12 protein-coding genes are annotated in these 18,429 nt (G+C 67.3%); 8 read left to right on the plus strand and 4 right to left on the minus strand.

The window, feature by feature from the left end; all coding sequences use genetic code 11:
• Positions 1-7: 7 nt before the first annotated feature.
• Entirely contained in the window at positions 8-1,801 is a 1,794-nt protein-coding gene (locus OHB12_RS15725) for a serine/threonine protein kinase (protein WP_327120226.1), read from the minus strand.
• 209 nt (positions 1,802-2,010) lie between these two features.
• On the opposite strand from OHB12_RS15725, the gene OHB12_RS15730 reads away from it, so the two are divergent.
• Complete coding sequence (locus OHB12_RS15730) at positions 2,011-2,976, plus strand: hypothetical protein (protein ID WP_327120228.1); 966 nt, start codon at positions 2,011-2,013, stop codon at positions 2,974-2,976.
• Positions 2,977-2,983: 7 nt separating this feature from the next.
• Here OHB12_RS15730 and OHB12_RS15735 read toward each other — a convergent pair whose 3' ends face one another.
• Positions 2,984-3,649: a response regulator transcription factor gene (locus OHB12_RS15735; protein ID WP_327120230.1), complete on the minus strand. Its 666-nt coding sequence runs from the start codon at positions 3,647-3,649 to the stop codon at positions 2,984-2,986.
• A 94-nt stretch (positions 3,650-3,743) separates the two neighbouring features.
• On the minus strand, positions 3,744-4,970 hold the full coding sequence (locus tag OHB12_RS15740) for a sensor histidine kinase (RefSeq protein ID WP_327120232.1): 1,227 nt from the start codon (positions 4,968-4,970) through the stop codon (positions 3,744-3,746).
• Positions 4,971-5,243: 273 nt separating this feature from the next.
• On the opposite strand from OHB12_RS15740, the gene OHB12_RS15745 reads away from it, so the two are divergent.
• The 3 genes from OHB12_RS15745 (at position 5,244) to OHB12_RS15755 (ending at position 7,870) form a co-directional block, all read left to right on the plus strand.
• On the plus strand, positions 5,244-5,951 hold the full coding sequence (locus OHB12_RS15745; RefSeq protein WP_327120234.1) for a hypothetical protein: 708 nt from the start codon (positions 5,244-5,246) through the stop codon (positions 5,949-5,951).
• A gap of 81 nt (positions 5,952-6,032) precedes the next feature.
• Complete coding sequence (locus OHB12_RS15750; RefSeq protein WP_327120236.1) at positions 6,033-7,370, plus strand: alpha/beta-hydrolase family protein; 1,338 nt, start codon at positions 6,033-6,035, stop codon at positions 7,368-7,370.
• Between the two features lie 56 nt (positions 7,371-7,426).
• Positions 7,427-7,870, plus strand: coding sequence for an SRPBCC domain-containing protein (locus OHB12_RS15755; protein ID WP_327120238.1), 444 nt, complete (start codon positions 7,427-7,429; stop codon positions 7,868-7,870).
• On the opposite strand, the gene OHB12_RS15760 is transcribed toward OHB12_RS15755, so the two are convergent.
• Positions 7,871-8,461 (minus strand): TetR/AcrR family transcriptional regulator, encoded by a 591-nt coding sequence (locus tag OHB12_RS15760; RefSeq protein WP_327120240.1) that lies wholly within the window; start codon positions 8,459-8,461, stop codon positions 7,871-7,873.
• Between the two features lie 108 nt (positions 8,462-8,569).
• Between OHB12_RS15760 and OHB12_RS15765 the strand changes: the two genes are divergently transcribed.
• The 4 genes from OHB12_RS15765 (at position 8,570) to OHB12_RS15780 (ending at position 18,378) form a co-directional block, all read left to right on the plus strand.
• On the plus strand, positions 8,570-9,484 hold the full coding sequence (locus OHB12_RS15765) for an SDR family NAD(P)-dependent oxidoreductase (protein ID WP_327120242.1): 915 nt from the start codon (positions 8,570-8,572) through the stop codon (positions 9,482-9,484).
• 340 nt (positions 9,485-9,824) lie between these two features.
• Positions 9,825-14,090 (plus strand): acyltransferase domain-containing protein, encoded by a 4,266-nt coding sequence (locus OHB12_RS15770; RefSeq protein ID WP_327120244.1) that lies wholly within the window; start codon positions 9,825-9,827, stop codon positions 14,088-14,090.
• A complete protein-coding gene (locus OHB12_RS15775) occupies positions 14,087-17,428 on the plus strand; it encodes a non-ribosomal peptide synthetase (protein WP_327120246.1) in 3,342 nt (1,113 codons plus the stop codon). The genes OHB12_RS15770 and OHB12_RS15775 overlap by 4 nt, the downstream gene beginning before the upstream one ends.
• Positions 17,428-18,378 carry a thioesterase domain-containing protein gene (locus tag OHB12_RS15780; protein WP_327120248.1) on the plus strand — a complete coding sequence of 317 codons (951 nt, stop codon included), beginning with the start codon at positions 17,428-17,430 and terminating at the stop codon, positions 18,376-18,378. The genes OHB12_RS15775 and OHB12_RS15780 overlap by 1 nt, the downstream gene beginning before the upstream one ends.
• Positions 18,379-18,429 lie beyond the last annotated feature (51 nt).

Raw genomic sequence — 18,429 nt, forward strand, 5'->3', positions numbered from 1 at the left:
CCGTGGCCTACAGCGGCAGGCCGGTGAACCACGCCTTGAATTTCGGGGTGGTCAGACCGAATCCGGAGCTGGGCATGCTGTCGGTGAGCGTCACCTTGGCATACAGCAGGTAACTCGACCGGGCCGGGTCGGCGCGGAAATCGATGACGAGGTAGCCGTCCGGGAGCCCGCTGGATCTCCGCTGCCACCGGTAGGTCGAGTACGAATTCCCGTTGTTCGGTTCCGTTCCCGCGGTGTTCGACGGCAGATCACGCACCGCTGCCTGCGCGTCCTGTGGCGACTCGAACGCGATGACGACGTAGTCGGGCTCGTTGATCGGCGTGCCCCAGCAGTTCCACGCCGTCGCCCATTTCAGGAAGTCTGGCACGTCGGAGTCGCTGGACACCTTGCCGCCGTTGTCGGCGGTGTCGAGGAAGCACGTCTTGTCGCGGTACCCAGGGCCGGAACCGATGTTGTGTCTGACGTCGACGCCCTGCGGCAACAGCTTCGGGAACGCCTTGGCGAGCGTGCCGGGATCAGCAGGTCCCTGCGGTGCCTTGGTGGCGATGTCGAAGGGGGACGAGGGATTCGACGACCCGAACTCGGCGATGGCGATCCCGGCTGCGACGAGCAGGACCACGACGATCAGGACGATGACCACGATCAAGCCGGTGTTCGAGCGTCGTTCGGGCCGATAGCCGGGCGGCCGGTGCGGCGGATAGCCCATCTGCGGCGAAGCGCTCGATGGAATGGGCTGTGCCGCATTGTAATTCGGCGGCGGTACGGAATATCCCTCGGATGCCGGGAACTGTTGTCCGCCAGTGGGATTCGGTGCGTACTGCGGCGGCACGGGGTAGGCGGGGCCGGACGCCGCGGCGACGTAGGTCGGCGGACTCGACACCGGTCCTGGATACGCCGGATTCACCTGCGACGGCTGCGCGACCACCGTCGGTGCGGGCTGCGATGGGTACGGCGACACAGGCAGCGCGGGCGCGGTCAGCGCCTGCCGTGCGGCCGTGACGAATTCGACGCAGGACGGGTACCGCTCGTCGGGACGCTTCGCCATCGCCTTCGAGATCACCGCGTCGAGTGCGGGTGAAAGACCCGCGCGTCTGGCCGCGACCGAGGGCGGAGGCACCTGGAGATGGCCGCGGATGATCTCGGCCGGTGCGGGGGAATCGAACGGGCCGACGCCGGTCAGCAACCAGTACAGCGCGCACGCAAGCGAGTACTGGTCGGAGCGGTGATCCAAATGCGCGCCGGTCATCTGCTCCGGCGAGGCATAGGCGAGCGTCGCGGTGAACATGCCGGTCTGGGTCAGATGCGTGGAATCCTCACGCAGCCGGGCGATTCCGAAGTCGGTGAGGAAGACGCGTTCGCCGTGCCCGCCCACCGCGCGGGCCAGCATGATGTTCGCGGGCTTCACGTCCCGGTGCAACACACCCATCCCGTGCGCGTAATCCAGTGCCGCCGCGACACCCTCGACGATCTGCACGGCCCGCTCCGGCGGCAGGCTCTGCGGGTTCACCGTCGCGGCGTCGGCGCCGTCCACGTACTGCATGGAGATCCACAGCTGCTCGTCCTCGGTACCGCGGTCGTAGACCGCAACGATATTCGGATGATCCAACTGCGCAGCCAGATCCGCCTCTCGCTCGAACCGCGCCCTGACCTCGATGTCGGTGAACAGCTCCCGGTTGAGCAGCTTGAGTGCCGTCTGCCGGGGCAACCTGGGGTGGCGGGCCAGGTACACCGATCCCATGCCACCCTGTCCGAGCAGCTTCTCGATGGTGAACCCGGCGAACACCGCACCGCTGTCGAGCAACACGCCCCCTTCAGGTGACCGCGGCGGCCGGACGCGGGCGTCCGGGCGCTCCCTACAGATCCTGGAGCCTACCGGGTGACGCCGTGGCCACGGCGTTTCGAATTCTCTGCGAAGATCCGCAAAACTGTGTACGAGACATCCTCGTCGCGACACCGTCCCCGTTGTGCGGCAATGATGTCTCCTGTCTGGTCACCGACCGGACGGGCACGATGAGCTATTGCACCGCCGACGAACAGCGAGCACGCGTCACTGGTGGTGGGGAGGACTCGGTGGTGAGGTCGACGGGAACCGGTTTCGCACGTCGCTCGGTGCTGGGCACGGCCGCGTTGGTGGTCTTGATCACACTCACCTCATGCTCCTTGCTTCCCGGAGACAAGTCCGCCGCCGAGGCACCCACCGTGGTCGTCAACACCGCAGGAACGTGGCGGCCAGGCCTGTCGGTGTCCATACCCGACTCGCTGGCCGCCGACTTCACCCAGCTGCAGCCCCAACTGGCCGGACAGGTCGGCATGGCGATCATGCCGGTCGGCGGCGGCCGAACGACCGTCTTCGGCGACTGGGTCAGCGGCATCGCGTGGTCGACCATCAAGGTCCCGCTCGCGATCGCGGCGCTGCGGCACAACCCGCAGGAAGGCATCTTCGAAGAGGCCCAAGCCGCCATCACGGTGTCGGACAACTATGCCGCCGAGATGCTGTGGGAGTCCCTCGGAGACGGCCTGGAGGCCGCCAAGGCGGTGCAGGACATACTGGACGAGGCGGGCGACGCCACCACCGGCGTTGCTGGACCGCGGACCACGCTGGACTACCAGTCCTTCGGCGGCACCGAGTGGTCGCTGGTCAACCAGGTCCGGTTCGCGTCACGGCTGCCGTGCCTGCCCGAAACATCCAAGGTGACCGAGCTGATGTCGTCGATCACACCCGAGCAGGCGTGGGGGCTCGGCGTGCTGCAGGGCACGGCATACAAAGGCGGCTGGGGGCCGGACGATGAGACCGGCATCTACACCGTCCGCCAGTTCGGACTGGTACCGGTCCGCTCCGGGATGATCGCGGTCGCCCTCGCGGCGCAGGCCGATTCGGGAAGTTTCGAGGACGCCACCGCGATCCTGAGCCGGTTGGCGCAGCTGATCGGCCGTCATGCCACCAACCTGCACGGCGGGTTCTGCACGCCCCAGTGAGCTCAGCTCAGCCCGGAGTGACCAGGCCGGACTCGTAGGCCAGCACCACCGCCTGCGCGCGGTCGCGCAGGTTCAGCTTCGAGAACACCTTGGACACATGGGTTTTCACGGTCTGCTCGGCCACGAAGAGACTTTCGGCGATCTCGGTGTTCGACATGCCCTTGGCGATCAGCTCGAGCACCTCCCGCTCACGCGGGGTCAGCGAGGTGAGCGCGGGCGTCGGCTTCGCGCGGGCCACACTACGACGGCGGGTGACGTCGGCGATGAGCCTGCGGGTGACAGTCGGCGCGAGCAACGCCTGACCGTCGGCGACGACACGCACAGCGCGCACCAGTTCCTCGGCGGGCGCGTCCTTCAGCAGAAACCCGCTGGCGCCGAGGCTGAGCGCCTCGTAGACGTAGTCGTCGATGTCGAAGGTGGTGAGCATCAGCACCCGCACCGGAGGATCGAAACCGGCGGACAGGATGGCGCGGGCCGCGTCGAGCCCATTCATCTCCGGCATCCGCACATCCATCAGCACGACGTCCGGGCGCAGTCGCTTGGCCTCGGCCACCGCGACCTTCCCATCCGCCGCGTCGCCAACCACGCTGATGTCCGGCTGAGCCGCGAGTAGCGCTCCGAACCCCTGTCGAACCATCGCCTGGTCGTCGGCGATCAATACGGTAATTGCCACTGTGTAATTTTGGCCGCGCCTTCGGCGCGGCGTGTTCGCGGCCCCCTTTGGCTCGCGTCCGAGCGACCGCTGGAGGCCGTCAGGGCCTCGACCCTCACCGGTTCATCGCGGCGTCGAATGCTGCGGTGATCTCGACGTCGGTGTTACCCGGTGCGGCGAGCGGTAGGCTGGCGCGCACTTCGAAGCCGCCGCCGGCGCTGGGGCCGGCCGAGACGTCGCCCCCGACGGCCAAGGCCCGTGCCTGCATTCCCGCGATGCCGTGGCCACCGTTGCCGATCGTGCGGGCTACCGTGACTCCCGGGCCGTTGGTGACGGTGAGCAGCAGTTCCGCGCCGCACGCGATGTGCACCTGGACCGGAGCGTCGGAAGCGTGGCGGGAGGCGTTGGACAACGACTCCTGGGCGATCCGGTACAGGGCGAGTCCGATGGTCTCGGGCACGGTGTCCAGCGGGCCGTCGACCGTCCATACGATGCGAACGCCCGCGCGCTGGGCGCCCTCGAACAGTCCGATCACATCGGCGGCCTTCGGCTGCGGCGCGTGTTCGGGCAGTTGCCCGTCGCTACGCAGGACGCCGAGCATGCCACGGATCTCGTTGAGCGCCTCGCGCGCCGTGGCACCGATCGACTCGAACTCGGCGCGCGCGGCCGGCGTCACGCCCTCCACCCGGTAGGGCGCGGTCTGTGCCTGCACCACCACGAGGGACATGTGATGGGCCACCACGTCGTGCAGGTCGCGGGCGATGCGGGCCTTTTCCTCGAGGATCGCGCGGCGGGCGCGCTCTAGTTCGTTCTCCTCCTCCTGGTGAACCAACTGCTGTCGCGACAGCGCCAGCCATCGGATGAGCAGTCCGAACAGCACCAGCGCAGCCAAGGCGATCGGCCAACCCCAGGCGGCGTTCGCGAACGCGTCGCCTTCACCGGGCATGGTGGTCGCGAACAGCAAGGCCGTCGCAGCCCAGGCGACCGCGACGATCTGCCCCTGCGCCCGCAGCGCCACCGCGAACAGCAGCACGAGCAGGCTCAGCACATGCACGACCTCGAATGGCAGCTCATTGTTCGGCTGATGCGGGATCGCCAGCGCGATCACCAGCGCCGAGCCCGCCGAAATGGCCCAGCCCAGCGCCGGGTTTATCCGCACGAGCAGCACCGGCAAGGCGGCCAGCGCCGCAATGAACGGCTGCACCGCGGCGGGCACCGCGTGGGTCAGGTGCAACGTCGGCCAGGCCACCGAGTAGCAGACCAGAGCGACCAGGACCGTGCACAGGTCGAACCATGTCCGCGCGTCCAGCTGCCCCAGCCAGGCACGACTCTTCCGCTTCATGCCTACGACACTAGAAACATCCAGCGCTGCGCGCCCTCATACCCCCGGGTGATTTCGGACCCCGTACCCCGGTTCGAGACGGCGCGGCGGCTCCCCCGGCAGCATGGTGCGCGAAACGGTGCCCGGGTGTGAGGCGACCGCGCAAACCGATTGCCTAACGTCGACGCCATGAGCACACCGACCAGCGCAGGACCCACGACTCGGTCCGCATCGGCCGCAGGCGCCCGAACCTCTTTCGCCACAACCTCTTCTACCGCACACACGCGTCGCTATGTGGCATTGACCGCGACGGCGCTGACCACCATGGCGGCCACCGTGTTCCTCGCGCCCGCCCCGCATGCCGCCGCGGCGTCGGCGCCGATCGAAAGTGCGCAGGCCGTCACCGCCGTCACCGATCTGACCGCGGGCGGTCCCGGCTCGCTCACCGCCATTCCGCCGGACTTCTTTGCCTCGTTCGGTTACCGACCGAGCACCATGGACGGACTTGTGGTCAATCCGCAGGGCGACTGTTCCTCGCCGGTGACCTTGCCCCCCGAGTTCGACACCGCGTGCAAAGCCCACGACCTCGGCTACGACCTGCTGCGCTACGCCGACCGGCGCGGCCAGCCGCTCGGACCGTGGGCGCGTCAGGCACTCGACGCGACGCTGGACCGGCACATGCACGAGGCCTGCGCCACCCGCGTCGAATCGTTCTCGCGCGCACGCTGCGATGCCATGGCGACGATCGCGAACACCGCCGTCGATCTGAACTCGCGCCGTCAGGACTACGGCGCACCGGTGGTCGAATCCCTGCTCGGTGCGGAGAATTCCGAACCGGCGGTGAGCCGGAAGTTGCTGGGGGGGCTCGGCGCCGGCGTAGTGGGGCTCGGCGCCGTGCTCGTCGTGCGGAACCGGCGGCGGGATTCCACGGGTGTGTTGTCGAATAGCGCGTGGGTGCTGGGGTTCAGCGCTGACCGGCACGCCGACGTCCGGGCCCGCTGATTCGTGGGAAGCGTTGTGACTGCGAAGTTCACGTGCCACAGAGCCATTCGTCGTCGAGCTACAGTCGCGCTGGGATATGCCGTGCGGCCGGCCGGACCGCCACGCATCGGCACGACGCTCGGACTCGGGATCGGGACGTTGGCGTCGTTGACCCCCGGTCTGCTTCCCCGGACGCCGAGCGCCCAGGCCGTAGTGACCGGACTCGTCGCCGCCGCCACCTTCGGCATCGCGGGGATCGTCGGGTTCATGCTGCGCCGCCTGGGTTGCGATATCAATCAGCGTCACTCGTGGGCCGGGCTGCCCCTGATGATCGCCATGTCGGCGCTGGTGGTGGGCGCGGCGGCGAACGCAGGGCACTGGCAGAACCGTCTGCGCGCGGCGATGGGGACGCCGCAGATAGGAGCGGACTATTGGGTGCGTTGCGCACTCGGTGCGGCGTTGATCATCGGACTGTTCACCGGTATCACTCGCTCGATCGCCTGGGCGCTCGGCAAACTGGGCTGGGCGCGCGGGGTGTCATCGGCCCTCGTGGCCGCGACGCTGCTGTCTATTGTCGGCGTTCCCGCGGCGGTCGGCTGGCGTGAGGCCGCGTACGCGAACGCGAACGCCGAACTGGATCCCGCTCTGGTGCAGCCGGTTTCCTATGCCGGCTCGGGAAGTGCCGGGTCGGCGGTGAGCTGGTCGTCGCTGGGCGCCGAGGGGCGCAAGTTCGTCAGCGGTGCGCCCGCGCATGCGGTGCGGGTGTACATCGGGGTGGCGTCGGCGCCGGACCTGGACAGCCGGGTCGCGCTGGCGATCCGGGAGTTGGAGCGCTCCGGCGGATTCGATCGCTCGAACCTGGTCGTCGCGGTGCCGACCGGATCGGGGTGGATCGACGCCAACGCCGTCGCCGGTTTCGATCAGCGCTTCGACGGTGACGTCGCGCTGGTCGGGCTGCAGTATTCCTACCTGCCGAGCTGGGTGACATTCGTGTTCGGCCGCGACGACGCGGTGACCGCCGCGCGCACCCTGTTCACCGCCGTGGAGAAACACCTGCGCGGGCTGACGAACAAGCCGAAGCTGTACCTGTACGGCCAAAGCCTCGGCGCACTGGGCGGCAATGCGGTCTTCGCCGACGACGCCGAGCAGGACCACCGAACGTGCGCTGCCCTGTGGGCCGGACCTCCGGCGAACAGCGCGCACCGCGGCGGCGCGACCGTACTGGCCAACAGCTCCGACCCGGTGATCCACTGGTCGCCCGCCCAGCTGTGGCGCGCGCCCGACCTGAGTGGCGTTCGGATGGATGCTCCTGTCCCCCAGTGGCTTCCGGTGGTCGCTTTCGTACAGACCAGCGCGGATCTGCTCGCCGCCATGAACGCTCCCCCTGGCCACGGCCACCGCTACGGCACCGATCAGGGCACCGCCATGGGGACGTGCTGACCCGCTCGTCTCACCTCCACCGGACGACTCTCCATAGAACATGTTCTAATTTCTCTATGGCCTTTGTCATCGACCTCGCCGTCGACATCGATGCCCCCGCCGAACTTGCGTGGCAGGTGATCACCGACTTCCCACGATACGGGGAGTGGAATCCCTTCGTCTCGGAGTGCCGCAGTTCACTGGTGCCAGGCGAGCCGATCGACATGCTCGTCCACATCTCGGGCTCCCCTCGTAAGCAGCGCGAATGGATCCGTTCGCACACACCGGGCCGCGAGCTCAGCTACTCGATGAAGCCGGTCCCGCCGGGCGCGCTGCACAGCCTGCGCTCGCACACCGTCACACCGCTCGCCGACAACCGCACACGCTACGAGTCGCACTTCGAGCTCGCGGGCTGGCTACACCCCGTCGTCGTCGCGCTCCTCGGCAAGAACCTGCGCCGCGGGTTCGAGGGCATGACCGACGGAATCCAGAAGCAAGCCGAATCGCTACGGGCCACCTGATCAGCACGCACGCAAATATGTCAGCGCGGCATCGAGAACCGCGTCGGCGTATGCCTCGGTGAGTCCGCCGAGACCGAGCGACCACCGCATCTGGATCGGGCCGAGCAGCAGGTCGATGGCGAGTTCGAGGTCCACATCGGCGCGGAGTTCGCCCGAGCCGACGGCAGCGGCGAGACGGTCGCTGACAGCCGCGCGCTGCGGAAGCAGTAGGCGTTCGCGATAGGCGGCGGCCAACTCGGGATCCTGCTGGATCTCGATGTACATGGCACGGAGGAAGGATTCGAAGCCAGGGTCGATCAGGGTGGCGGCCGATCCACGCAGCAATTCGCGCAGGTCGGCGGCGACATCGCCGGTGTTCGGCAGCGCGAGACCCGACGGGCCGGAATCGGATTCGAGCATCGCGTCGAACACAACCGCCCCCTTGGACGGCCACCAGCGGTAGATCGTCTGCTTGCCGACACCGGCGCGGCCAGCGATCGCCTCGATAGTCAGTTTCGCGTAGGAGAGCTCGCGGATCAGTTCGGTGGCGGCAGCGAGGATCGCCGCGCGCGCCCGTTCGCTGCGCCGCGCCACGGCAGGAATGTCGGCCATGCCGAGATCATACCAGAATATTAGACGATACGTATCGTCTTGACAGGGCGACATCGGTTTGACATTCTCGTCAACGAGACGAATCGTCTCGCGACGAAAGGACCTCTTGTGACCAGAACCTGGTTCATCACCGGTGCCAACCGCGGACTCGGCCGCGCGTTCACGTCGGCCGTGCTCGCCGAGGGCGACCGCGTCGTTGCGACCGCAAGGGACCCGAAAGGCATGACGGAACTCGCCAACGACCGACTGACCGTGCTGCCATTGGATATTCGCGAACGCGAGAGCGCGATCGCCACCGTGGACAAGGCTTTCGCACTGATGGGCACGATCGACGTGATCGTGAACAACGCGGGCTACGGACTGGTCGGCGCCGTCGAGGAACTCACCGAAGCCCAGATCCGGGACCAGATGGACACCAATTTCTATGGTGCCCTCTGGGTTTCCCAAGCAGCTGCACCACATCTGCGCGCACAGGGTTCCGGGCACATCGTGCAGATCTCGACGGTCGGCGCCGTCGGCAGCCTCCCCCTGTTCAGCATGTACAACGCGAGTAAATGGGCACTGGAAGGTTTCAGCGCCTCCCTCGCCGACGAACTACGTCCCTTCGGCATCTCCGTCACCCTCGCCCAGATGGGCGGCTTCGACACCGACTGGGCCAAGTCGAGCATGCGTTTCGCCACCGGAATCCCGGCATACGAGGACCTGCGAACTGCCATCCTGGGAATGGCGAGCTACCCGACGGCGTCCTCCGCCGAGCCGACCACCGTGCCCGCTGGCACGCCGACTACACCCGACAAGCCAACGTCCACGCATACAGATCCTTCCGGATCGCCGGACGCAAACCCCGCATGGATCGAAGCACCCCCGGAAGTCGGCGCCGCAGCCTTGGTCGCGCTCGCCAAGATGCCGAATCCCCCGCTTCGCAAAATCATCGGCCCTGGCGCACACCACATGGTCGCGATCGCTCTGGACCAGCGCCGCAAGGACTACACAACGGACCACGAATTCACCTGGCCTGCATAGGAGCCAAACCCCCTACCGCATTGAACCCTCACCCCGACTGAGCGACCACACTCCCTGAAAAACCGCAGCCCCGACCGTGGCGTGACCAGACCAGTTACTTTACGTTTTGGGCGGAGACTTTTGTTTCAGCGCAGAGTTCTGAGTTCGAGTGGCGCGTCGGGGCGGATGTCCGGATACTGGGTGCGCACGTAGTCGGGCTATCTGCAGGCGAATGTGTTGATGGAGTGTGGAATACGCAGCAGTGCCCGTATTTCGGCTGGCGCAAGTCTGGCAAGACGAATCGGAATCTGTTCCTGCGGGAGAGGCCAGGGCGTTGGCGACCATATCCGGCGGTCACGAGATGGACGGTCAATCCATGATCGGCGAATGGGAGAACTGGCTGCTCGAACAGGTCGCCGAGGCCGGTCGACTCGGCCGATCGCGGGTCCGTGCGGACGAACGGTTCACATCGTACGGCCTTGACTCCCTTGCCATCACCGCCATTCTGACGCGGGCCGGACAACGTGTCGGTCGCGCGGTGCCTGCCACGGCGGCGTGGCGCTATCCCACGGTGGGCGAACTTGCCCGTTACCTCGCTGGGCCGGCACGGTCGGAGGCTGTGGACCGTGCCCGTTCGACAGCGCCCCGACCCCAGCGGGAGCCGATTGCGGTGATCGGACTTGCCGCTCGTCTGCCCGGTGCGGCCACGGTCGACGAGTTCTGGGAGTTGCTGTGCACGGGCCGTGACGCCGTCGGCGCGACACCGGTGCAACGGTGGGATGCTATGCGGTGGTTCCACCCGGATCGCGACGAACCCGGTAAGGTCGCCACGCGTCATGGCGGATTTCTCGACGAGATAGCAGAATTCGATCCACTGTTCTTCGGTATCTCACCTGGTGAGGCCGCACAGATCGACCCGCAACAGCGGCTGACGTTGGAGCTTGCGTGGGAAGCGCTCGACGACGCCGGAGTGCGCCCCGGCGGGCTGCGTGGGCAGGCGGTCGGGGTGTACACCGGGGCGATGTGGACCGACTATGCCGCATTGCTGGCCGCTGACCCTGCGCTCATGACGTCCTATTCGGCGACGGGCATGGACACGAGCATCATCTCCGCGCGCATCTCCTACCTGCTCGGTCTCACCGGACCGAGCATCACCGTCAATACCGCGTGCTCGTCCTCGCTGGTGGCGATCCATCAGGCGATCCGGGCGCTGTCGTCCGGTGACTGCGACATGGCAGTGGCCGGCGGGGTGAGCCTCATGCTCACCCCGCCGAGCACGGTGGCGATGTCGCGGTTCGGTGCGATGTCACCCGACGGCCGGTGTAAGGCATTCGACAGCCGCGCCAACGGTTATGTCCGCGGCGAAGGCGCTGGTCTGGTGGTGCTGGCACCGCTGTCGCGGGCGTTGGCGGAAGGCCACCGGATCTACTGCACCATCCTCGGCGGGGCAGTCAACAACGACGGTTTCAGCAATGGCCTCACCGCACCCAATCCGGCAGCCCAGGAGGCGGTGTTGCGCGCCGCGTGTGCCGACGCCGGAATCGCGCCTGGCGACGTGGATTTCGTCGAAACCCATGGCACGGGAACCGAACTCGGTGATCCGATCGAGGCGAGCGCACTCGGCGCGGTATACGGCGCCGACCGCGGAGGACCGCTGCTACTCGGCGCGGTGAAGACCAATATCGGACACCTGGAAGCCGCGGCCGGTGTGGCCGGCTTCATCAAGACCGCCTTGGCGCTGTATCACCGGACCATCCCGCCCAACCTGCATTTCGAACGGCCGAATCCGCACATCGACTTCGAGACGTGGCGCCTGGCGGTGCCGACCAGCGCCCGGGCGTGGCCGCGGCGGGAGTCCGGTGCCGCGTACGCGGGGGTGAGCGGGTTCGGCTTCGGTGGCACGAATTGCCATGTGGTGCTGGGTGAATGGAAATCCGACAACAGTCCACTCCTGGTGCCGCACGGTGCCGCCGACCCACCGGTGGTGCTGGTCTTCGGCGGGCAAGGATCGCAATGGCCGGCGATGGCGGCTGAACTGATGGCGCGTCCGGCCTTTGCCGTCGCGGTGCGGCGCTGTGATGCGGCATTCGCACCGTACCTGGGTGGGTCGATCGCGCACGCTCTGTGTCGTCCGGCACCGCTACCGGACACGACCTGGGTTCAGGCCGGAGTATTCACCATGCAGGTGGCTCTGACGAACCTGTGGATGTCCGCCGGACTGCAACCCGCCGCGGTGATCGGACAGAGTATGGGCGAGATCGCGGCAGCCCACGTCAGTGGCGCGCTGAGTGTCGAGGACGCCGCGCTGATCGTCTGCACCCGAACGCGGCTGGTCGGGGAACTTGCCGGGCCGGGTGCCATGGCGGTGGTGGAGAGCGGCGAGCCCGAGGTTCGCAGCACGATCACCGAGGCAGGCGCATCCGTCGCGGTAGTGCCCGCTCCGGATCGATGCGTGATCTCGGGAACGCCCGATGTGGTCGCAGCGTGCACTGCCGCGCTTGCCGCGGCTGGGATCTCGGTGCGCGGCATCGATGTGGATTACGCCTCGCACGCCCCCGCCATGGATCCGGTGCTGCCACGCCTGCGTTCGGAGCTGTCCCGGATCACACCAGGTCCGGCCGGCATCCCGATGTGGTCGACGGTCACCGGCGACCAACTCGATGCCAGCGTGCTGACCGCCGACTATTGGTGTCGCAACCTGCGCGAACCGGTCTCCTTCGCCGATACGGTCACCGCCGTCGCCCGTGCTCTGGGCAACCCGGTCCTCCTGGACGTCAACCCGCACCCGATCACGGTGCGCGATGTTCAGGCATGTGTTCCGGAGCTGTCGGTGCTGGCCTCCCTGCAGCGGGACCGGCCTGCTGCGGCCGTGCTCGCGGCGACCGCCGCCGCGTTGCGAGAGGCCGGAGGGGGCCCGTCCGTTGTGGTCGGCGCGCAGCCCGAACCCCCCTTGACTGCGACCAGCCTGCTCACTGTCTCGGCGCGCGATCCGCGGGCACTGCCGGAATCGGCGCGGCGACTCGCGAGCCGGTTACGAGACGCCGACGCCGAGACGTTCGCCGACATCTGCCACACCGCTCTGCGGCACCGTGACCACCACGACTATCGGCTCGCTGTCGTGGCCGACGACGGTGCACAGGCGACCGAAGCACTCGACGCCTTCGCCGAGGGAACTCCAACGCCACGCCTGTGGCAACGTCGCGCCGCCCATCCCCGACCCAAGATCGTCTTCGTATTCCCGGGCCAGGGCGGTCAATACGCGAGTATGGGTGTGCGGCTCTATGCCCATGAGCCCGCGTTCCGTCGCGCTGCATACACCTGTGCCGAATTGTTGCTGGCGGAGGGCGGACCGGATCTGGGACCGTGGTTACGCGGCGAGCGACCGCTCGATACCGAGGCCATGGATACGGTACAGCCCGCCCTGTTCACGGTGTCGGTCGCGTTGTCGGCGCTCCTGCGTGACTGGGGCGTAGTACCCGATGACGTAATCGGACACAGCATGGGCGAGGTAGCCGCAGCGTATGTGTGCGGTGCGCTGACGCTTCCCGACGCGGTGCGAGTGATCTGCCGTCGCAGCGCTGCCCTTGCCGACTTGTCCGGCGCGGGGTCTATGATGCTCGTCGATCTGGACGAGGCGCAGGCCGCGGCCGCCGCAACCGACGGTGTGGAGATCGCCGCTGTGAACGGTCCGCACACGTGCGTGCTCGCCGGTCCACCCGAGCCCATGGCGGCGCTTGCCGCCCGCCTGGAAGTCCAGGGGGTGTTGGTCCGGTCGCTACAGGTGAACGCCGCCGCGCACAGTCGGCAGGTGGAGCCGAGCCTGCCCGGCGTGCGATCCGGATTGCGCGGTCTGCTACCGCGAGCGGGACACATTCCATTTCTGTCGACAGTGACGGGCCGAGCGCACACCGGCGAGGATCTCGACGCCGACTACTGGGTGCGTAATCTGCGCGCGACTGTTCGCTTCAGCGCGGTGGTGGCCGCCGAGATCGATCGCGGCCCGGTGTGTTTCGTAGAACTGGGGCCACACCCGGTGCTCACCGGCGCCATCGAGGAAACCGCGACGCGGGATCCGAGGGACCGGGACGTGACCGCTGTCGGTGTGCTGCACCGTGACCGTCCGGATCGCGAAAGCCTGCTGTCGGCGCTCGCCGCGCTGTACACCGCCGGGGCGGATCTCGACCTCACCCGTATGCCGATCCCGTACGGCCGGCAGATCGGACTGCCCGCCTACCCGTGGCAGCGCCGTCGTTATTGGCTGACCGAGGATCCGGGTGCCGGCGAATCAGACACAGACACCACCGATCTACGTTCCGAGCTGGATGCCGCGGACACGAATCGTGGCATCGCCCTCGTGTATGGCTACCTCGCCGACCAGCTCTGCTCGCTGTTGCGGGCTCGTCCCGGCGAGCTTCGCGTCGATGCTCCGATCACGACGTCCGGGGCGACATCGCTGACCGCTATGCAACTGCGTAACGCCGTACTGCGCGATCTGGGCGCCGAGGTTCCGGTCTCCGCGATATTGGAGGCGAGCTGTCTCTCCGAATTGACCGAATTGGTGTTGCACGCCTTCCGCGACGGCGCCTCGGCCGAGCCCACGAATCCCTATACGGAGATAACACTGTGAACAATCCGGTCACCGGTGCCGAGCGAATCCCTCTCGATGCCGTGCTCGCCGAGGTCATCGGTCTTGGTGGCGAAATATCCTGTGACAACGGACGATTGAGTCTGCGCGGCCCGGCCGAGGCGCTGACCGGTGAGGTGACCGGGCGGCTGCGGGAGCGGCGTGACGAACTGGTTGAACTGCTGGCCGGGCGGCGGGCACTGCCGCTGTCGAGCGTGCAGCAACGACTGTGGTTCCTGCAACAGCTCGATCCCAGTGGACTCGGCTACACGTTCAGCTACGTTCACCGGCTGCGCGGGGCACTGGATCCGGACGTGTTGCACAAGGCATTCGCCGCGGTGGTGGACGCGCACCCCGGGCTGCGCGCCGGCTTCGCCGAAATCGGCGGCCGTGCTGTGCAGTTGATCAGTGCGGACGTTCGGCCGGAATGCTCGGTGCGTACCGCGCTCGGTTGCGGACCGGAGCAAGCGCGCCGGTTGCTGCGCGCCGAGCTGATCAGGCCGTTCGATCTCTCCCGGCCGCCGCTGCTGCGCTCGGTAGTCATACGGACCGGGGATGACGACTGGTTGTGGGGGGTTTCGGTGCACCACTTGGTCGCCGATGGCTGGACGTGCGCGCGGGTCATGCAGGAGGTGTCTCTCGCCTACCATGGGCAGCCCGTCCCGCCCGCCGAAGCCGACTACGCCGAATTCGTCGCCTACGATCGCGCCCAAGGCGAGAACCCGCGCCGCTCGGCCGCGGTGGAGCATTGGGCCAGACTGCTCGAGGGCGTGGCGGACGGTGAGCTGCCGCTGGACCGCCCGCGCCCGCCGGTACGCACCTATCGTGGTGGTCTGGCAACGGCCGTGCTGGACGAGCCGACGATACGCGCGCTCACCGGCCTCGCCCGCGTCGAGCACACCACGCTTTTCGCCGCACTGTTCGCCGTGCACGCGACCTTCCTGATCAAGCACACCGGCCAGGAGCATGCCGTGATCGGCACGCCGCATGCGAACCGGCCTTCGGCCCGATTCCACCACACCGCAGGTTGTTTCGTCAGCACAGTGGTGCTGCCGGTCGACCTGTCCGATGAGCCGACCTTTCGAGAATTGGTAGCCGCGGTGGGGCGCATGAGCGCTGCGGGCTGGGATCACCAGGACTTTCCGTATGAACGGTTGGTGGAGCGCTTGGCCCCGGTCCGTGACACCAGCCGCAATGCGCTGTTCCAGAGTTTCTTCGCACTCCAAGACATACCGATGCGGCTGGACCTTCCTGGCATCAGCGCCGAACCGATCAGCTTCGACGACGGCATCACCCAGTTCGACCTGGAAGCTCACGTGACGCCCGATGACTCCGGCTGGGCTGAACTCGTAATACGGTTCAACACCGATATCTTCGATACCACCACCGGTGAATCGTCCGCCCGCCGCTGGCAGGCACTGGCGGGTCGGCTCGCCGCCGATCCGGACCAGCCGGTACACACGATCTCGGCGTCGACCGACGTCGACCGGGCCGTGATCGCCGCGGCCAACGGCACACGCGGTCTCGAACCCGCATCGCATGATGTCGACGGATTGTTCACCACGCAGGTGGCTCGGACCCCGGACCGGGAAGCCGTGCGCTGCGCCGGTGCCATGCTCACGTATCGGGAACTGGACGCAATCGTCGACCGGATGGCGGCCGCGGTCAGCGCATGTGTGCCTATCGGCGCGCGAGTCGGCATTGTGCTACCGCGCTCACTGGAGATGGTCGCGGCAGTGCTGGCCACTCTCCGTGCCGGAGCATGTTTCGTTCCGCTGCCCTCGGACCTGCCCGCCGAGCGAATGCACCGGATCGCCGCGAACGTCGGACTCACCGCTGTGTGGACTGCACCGGAAACCGACGCCCTCGCACCCGTCGATCTACCACGGTTGCGCCCCGCCGTTGCCACATCCGTCCCCTCGCGCCGCTCCCGGGCAGGCAACGGTAGTCAGGCCGCCTACATCCTGCACACATCCGGATCCACCGACCTGCCGAAAGGGGTGGAGATCCCGGATCGCGCGTTGGCCAACCTCCTGCGGTCGATGGGGGAGGCCCCGGGGTTGGACTCCACGGACGTCCTGGTCGCGGTAACCGCCCTGTTCTTCGACATATCGTTGCTGGAACTGCTGCTGCCGCTCGGCACCGGCGCGACGCTGGTAGTCGCCACCGATGAAGAAGCCCGCGATCCGCGGCTGCTGGCCGACCTGGTCGCAGCCAGCGGCGCCACGGTGATGCAGGCGACCCCGTCATCGTGGCGGATGCTGTTGGACGCCGGGTGGGCCGGCCAACCGCACCTGCGCGCCTGGTGCGGAGGCGAGCCGCTCAGCCGCGACCTCGCCGATCGAATGCTCGCCGCCTGCGGACAGGTGTGGAATCTCTACGGCCCGACCGAAACCACCATCTGGTCGACCCGCTGGCGGGTCGATACGGACGGACCGATCATGATCGGCGCCCCGATCGCCGAGACCACCGTGCATATTCTGGATTCCCGCGGCAGGCCGGTACCGCCGGGAGTAACCGGCGAACTCTGCATCGGCGGCGCCGGTCTCGCCCTGGGATACGTGGGACAGCCCGAACTCACCGCCGAGCGTTTCGCACCCATCACAACCGACCACGGCACGGTAATCGCTTACCGGACCGGCGATCTCGCCCGGCAGCGGATGACGGGGGAGGTGCAGCTGCTCGGTCGCATCGATGATCAGATGAAGGTTCGCGGTCACCGGGTGGAGCCCGAGGAAATCGAGCAGGTCATCCGTGCGCATCCCGACGTGCGGGAGACCGTGGTAATGCTGACGGAGACGGAGTTGTTGGTGGCACATGTGCTCACCGATCCCGATGTGGCAGTGCCGGAATCGGAGCTGGCCCGTTTCGCCGCCCGTACTCTGCGCCCGGCGCTGGTGCCACAGCGGTTCGTCACGCATACCGAGCTGCCACGCACCGCCAACGGAAAGATAGACCGGGGCCGGTTGCGCCGGGCCGAGTTGCCGCCGCCCGCCCGGGCGAGTATCGGTGATCCGCCCGCTACGCACGATGAAATGCTCGTCGCCGCCGTTTACCAGGAGGTGCTCGGAGTCGAGGCAATCGGCCGCGATGACGACTTCTTTCTCCTCGGCGGCCACTCACTTGCCGCGACACGCGTCCTGCATCGCATCGAACAGGCGCGCGGCGTCGGCATACCGCTGTACCGGTTCATGCAGGACGCGACGGTCGCCACCGTCGCGGGACTGCTGACCGAGGACGCCGATCAGGCCCTGCTCGAGGCTCTGGCCGCCATCGAGGCCATGTCCGACGCCGATGCCGCGAGCCTCGGTGAGACCATCCAACTGAAAGGCGAACCGTGATGACCGAGCTGGCACGACGCTTGGAACACCTATCCGAAACAAAGCGGCTTGCGCTGCGTCGCCTGCTTGCCGACAAGAATGCGGAAGCTCGACTGCTGGAGTTGGAGGGGTCGAGTATCAAGGTGCTGCGGCAGGGCACACCGAAGCTGTTCATTTTCCCTGCGACCGAGGGCAGCGTCGCGTACATGAATGGCTATCTACCCCATATTCCCGCCGCCTGGGGTGTGTACGGCTGTCAAACGCCCGGCCTGGACGATGAACAGAAGCCCGCCACTCGGGTGGAAGATATTGCCACACAGGCTATTCGAGGTATCCGGAGCGTTCAGCCGCGTGGCCCCTACTATCTCGCGGGTAATTGCATGGGCGGGCTGCCCGCGTTCGAAACCGCCCGGCAGCTGGAGGCGGCAGGGGAAACCGTCGCAGTGCTGGTGCATTTGATGCCGGCTTTCGCGCGGAGCTGGCGCGAGATGCCAACCGCTGACGCACTGGCTACGCGCGCCTTGATCGACTACGGCTTCATCATCGAACGCCTGCTCGGCCGGCCGGTGGACTTGCCGATGCGGCGGATAGTCGACGCCCCCGAGGATCAGCGTGCCGATGTCTTGGTCGACTTCCTGAGTTCGCTGCCAGAGCTGGCGGGTGTGAGTCGCGCGGAACTGCACCGCCGAGTCGACGTCTACTGGGCCAATCTGGCGGCCATGTTCGCCTATCGTCCTGATGGCGGCGTGCGAACCACCTTCAACGTGATATCAGTTGGCGGCGTCGAACGTGGCGAGCAGATTGTCGATCCGGACTCGCCCTATGCCGCCGCGCTCCGCGCCACTCCGCCCGACAAGGTGATCATCGACCATGTCGATGCGGAAGCGAGCACTTTGTTCGATTGCGCCGAACCACACATGTCGGCCATCGGTGCCGTACTGCACTCCGCGCTGTCCGCAGCGGTGCGATGACCGCGCCTACCGACCTCGCGCACATGTCATGCCTGCACGGTCCGCGCACAC

The sequence above is a fragment of the Nocardia sp. NBC_01730 genome (assembly GCF_035920445.1).
In the GTDB taxonomy this organism is placed as follows: Bacteria; Actinomycetota; Actinomycetes; order Mycobacteriales; family Mycobacteriaceae; genus Nocardia.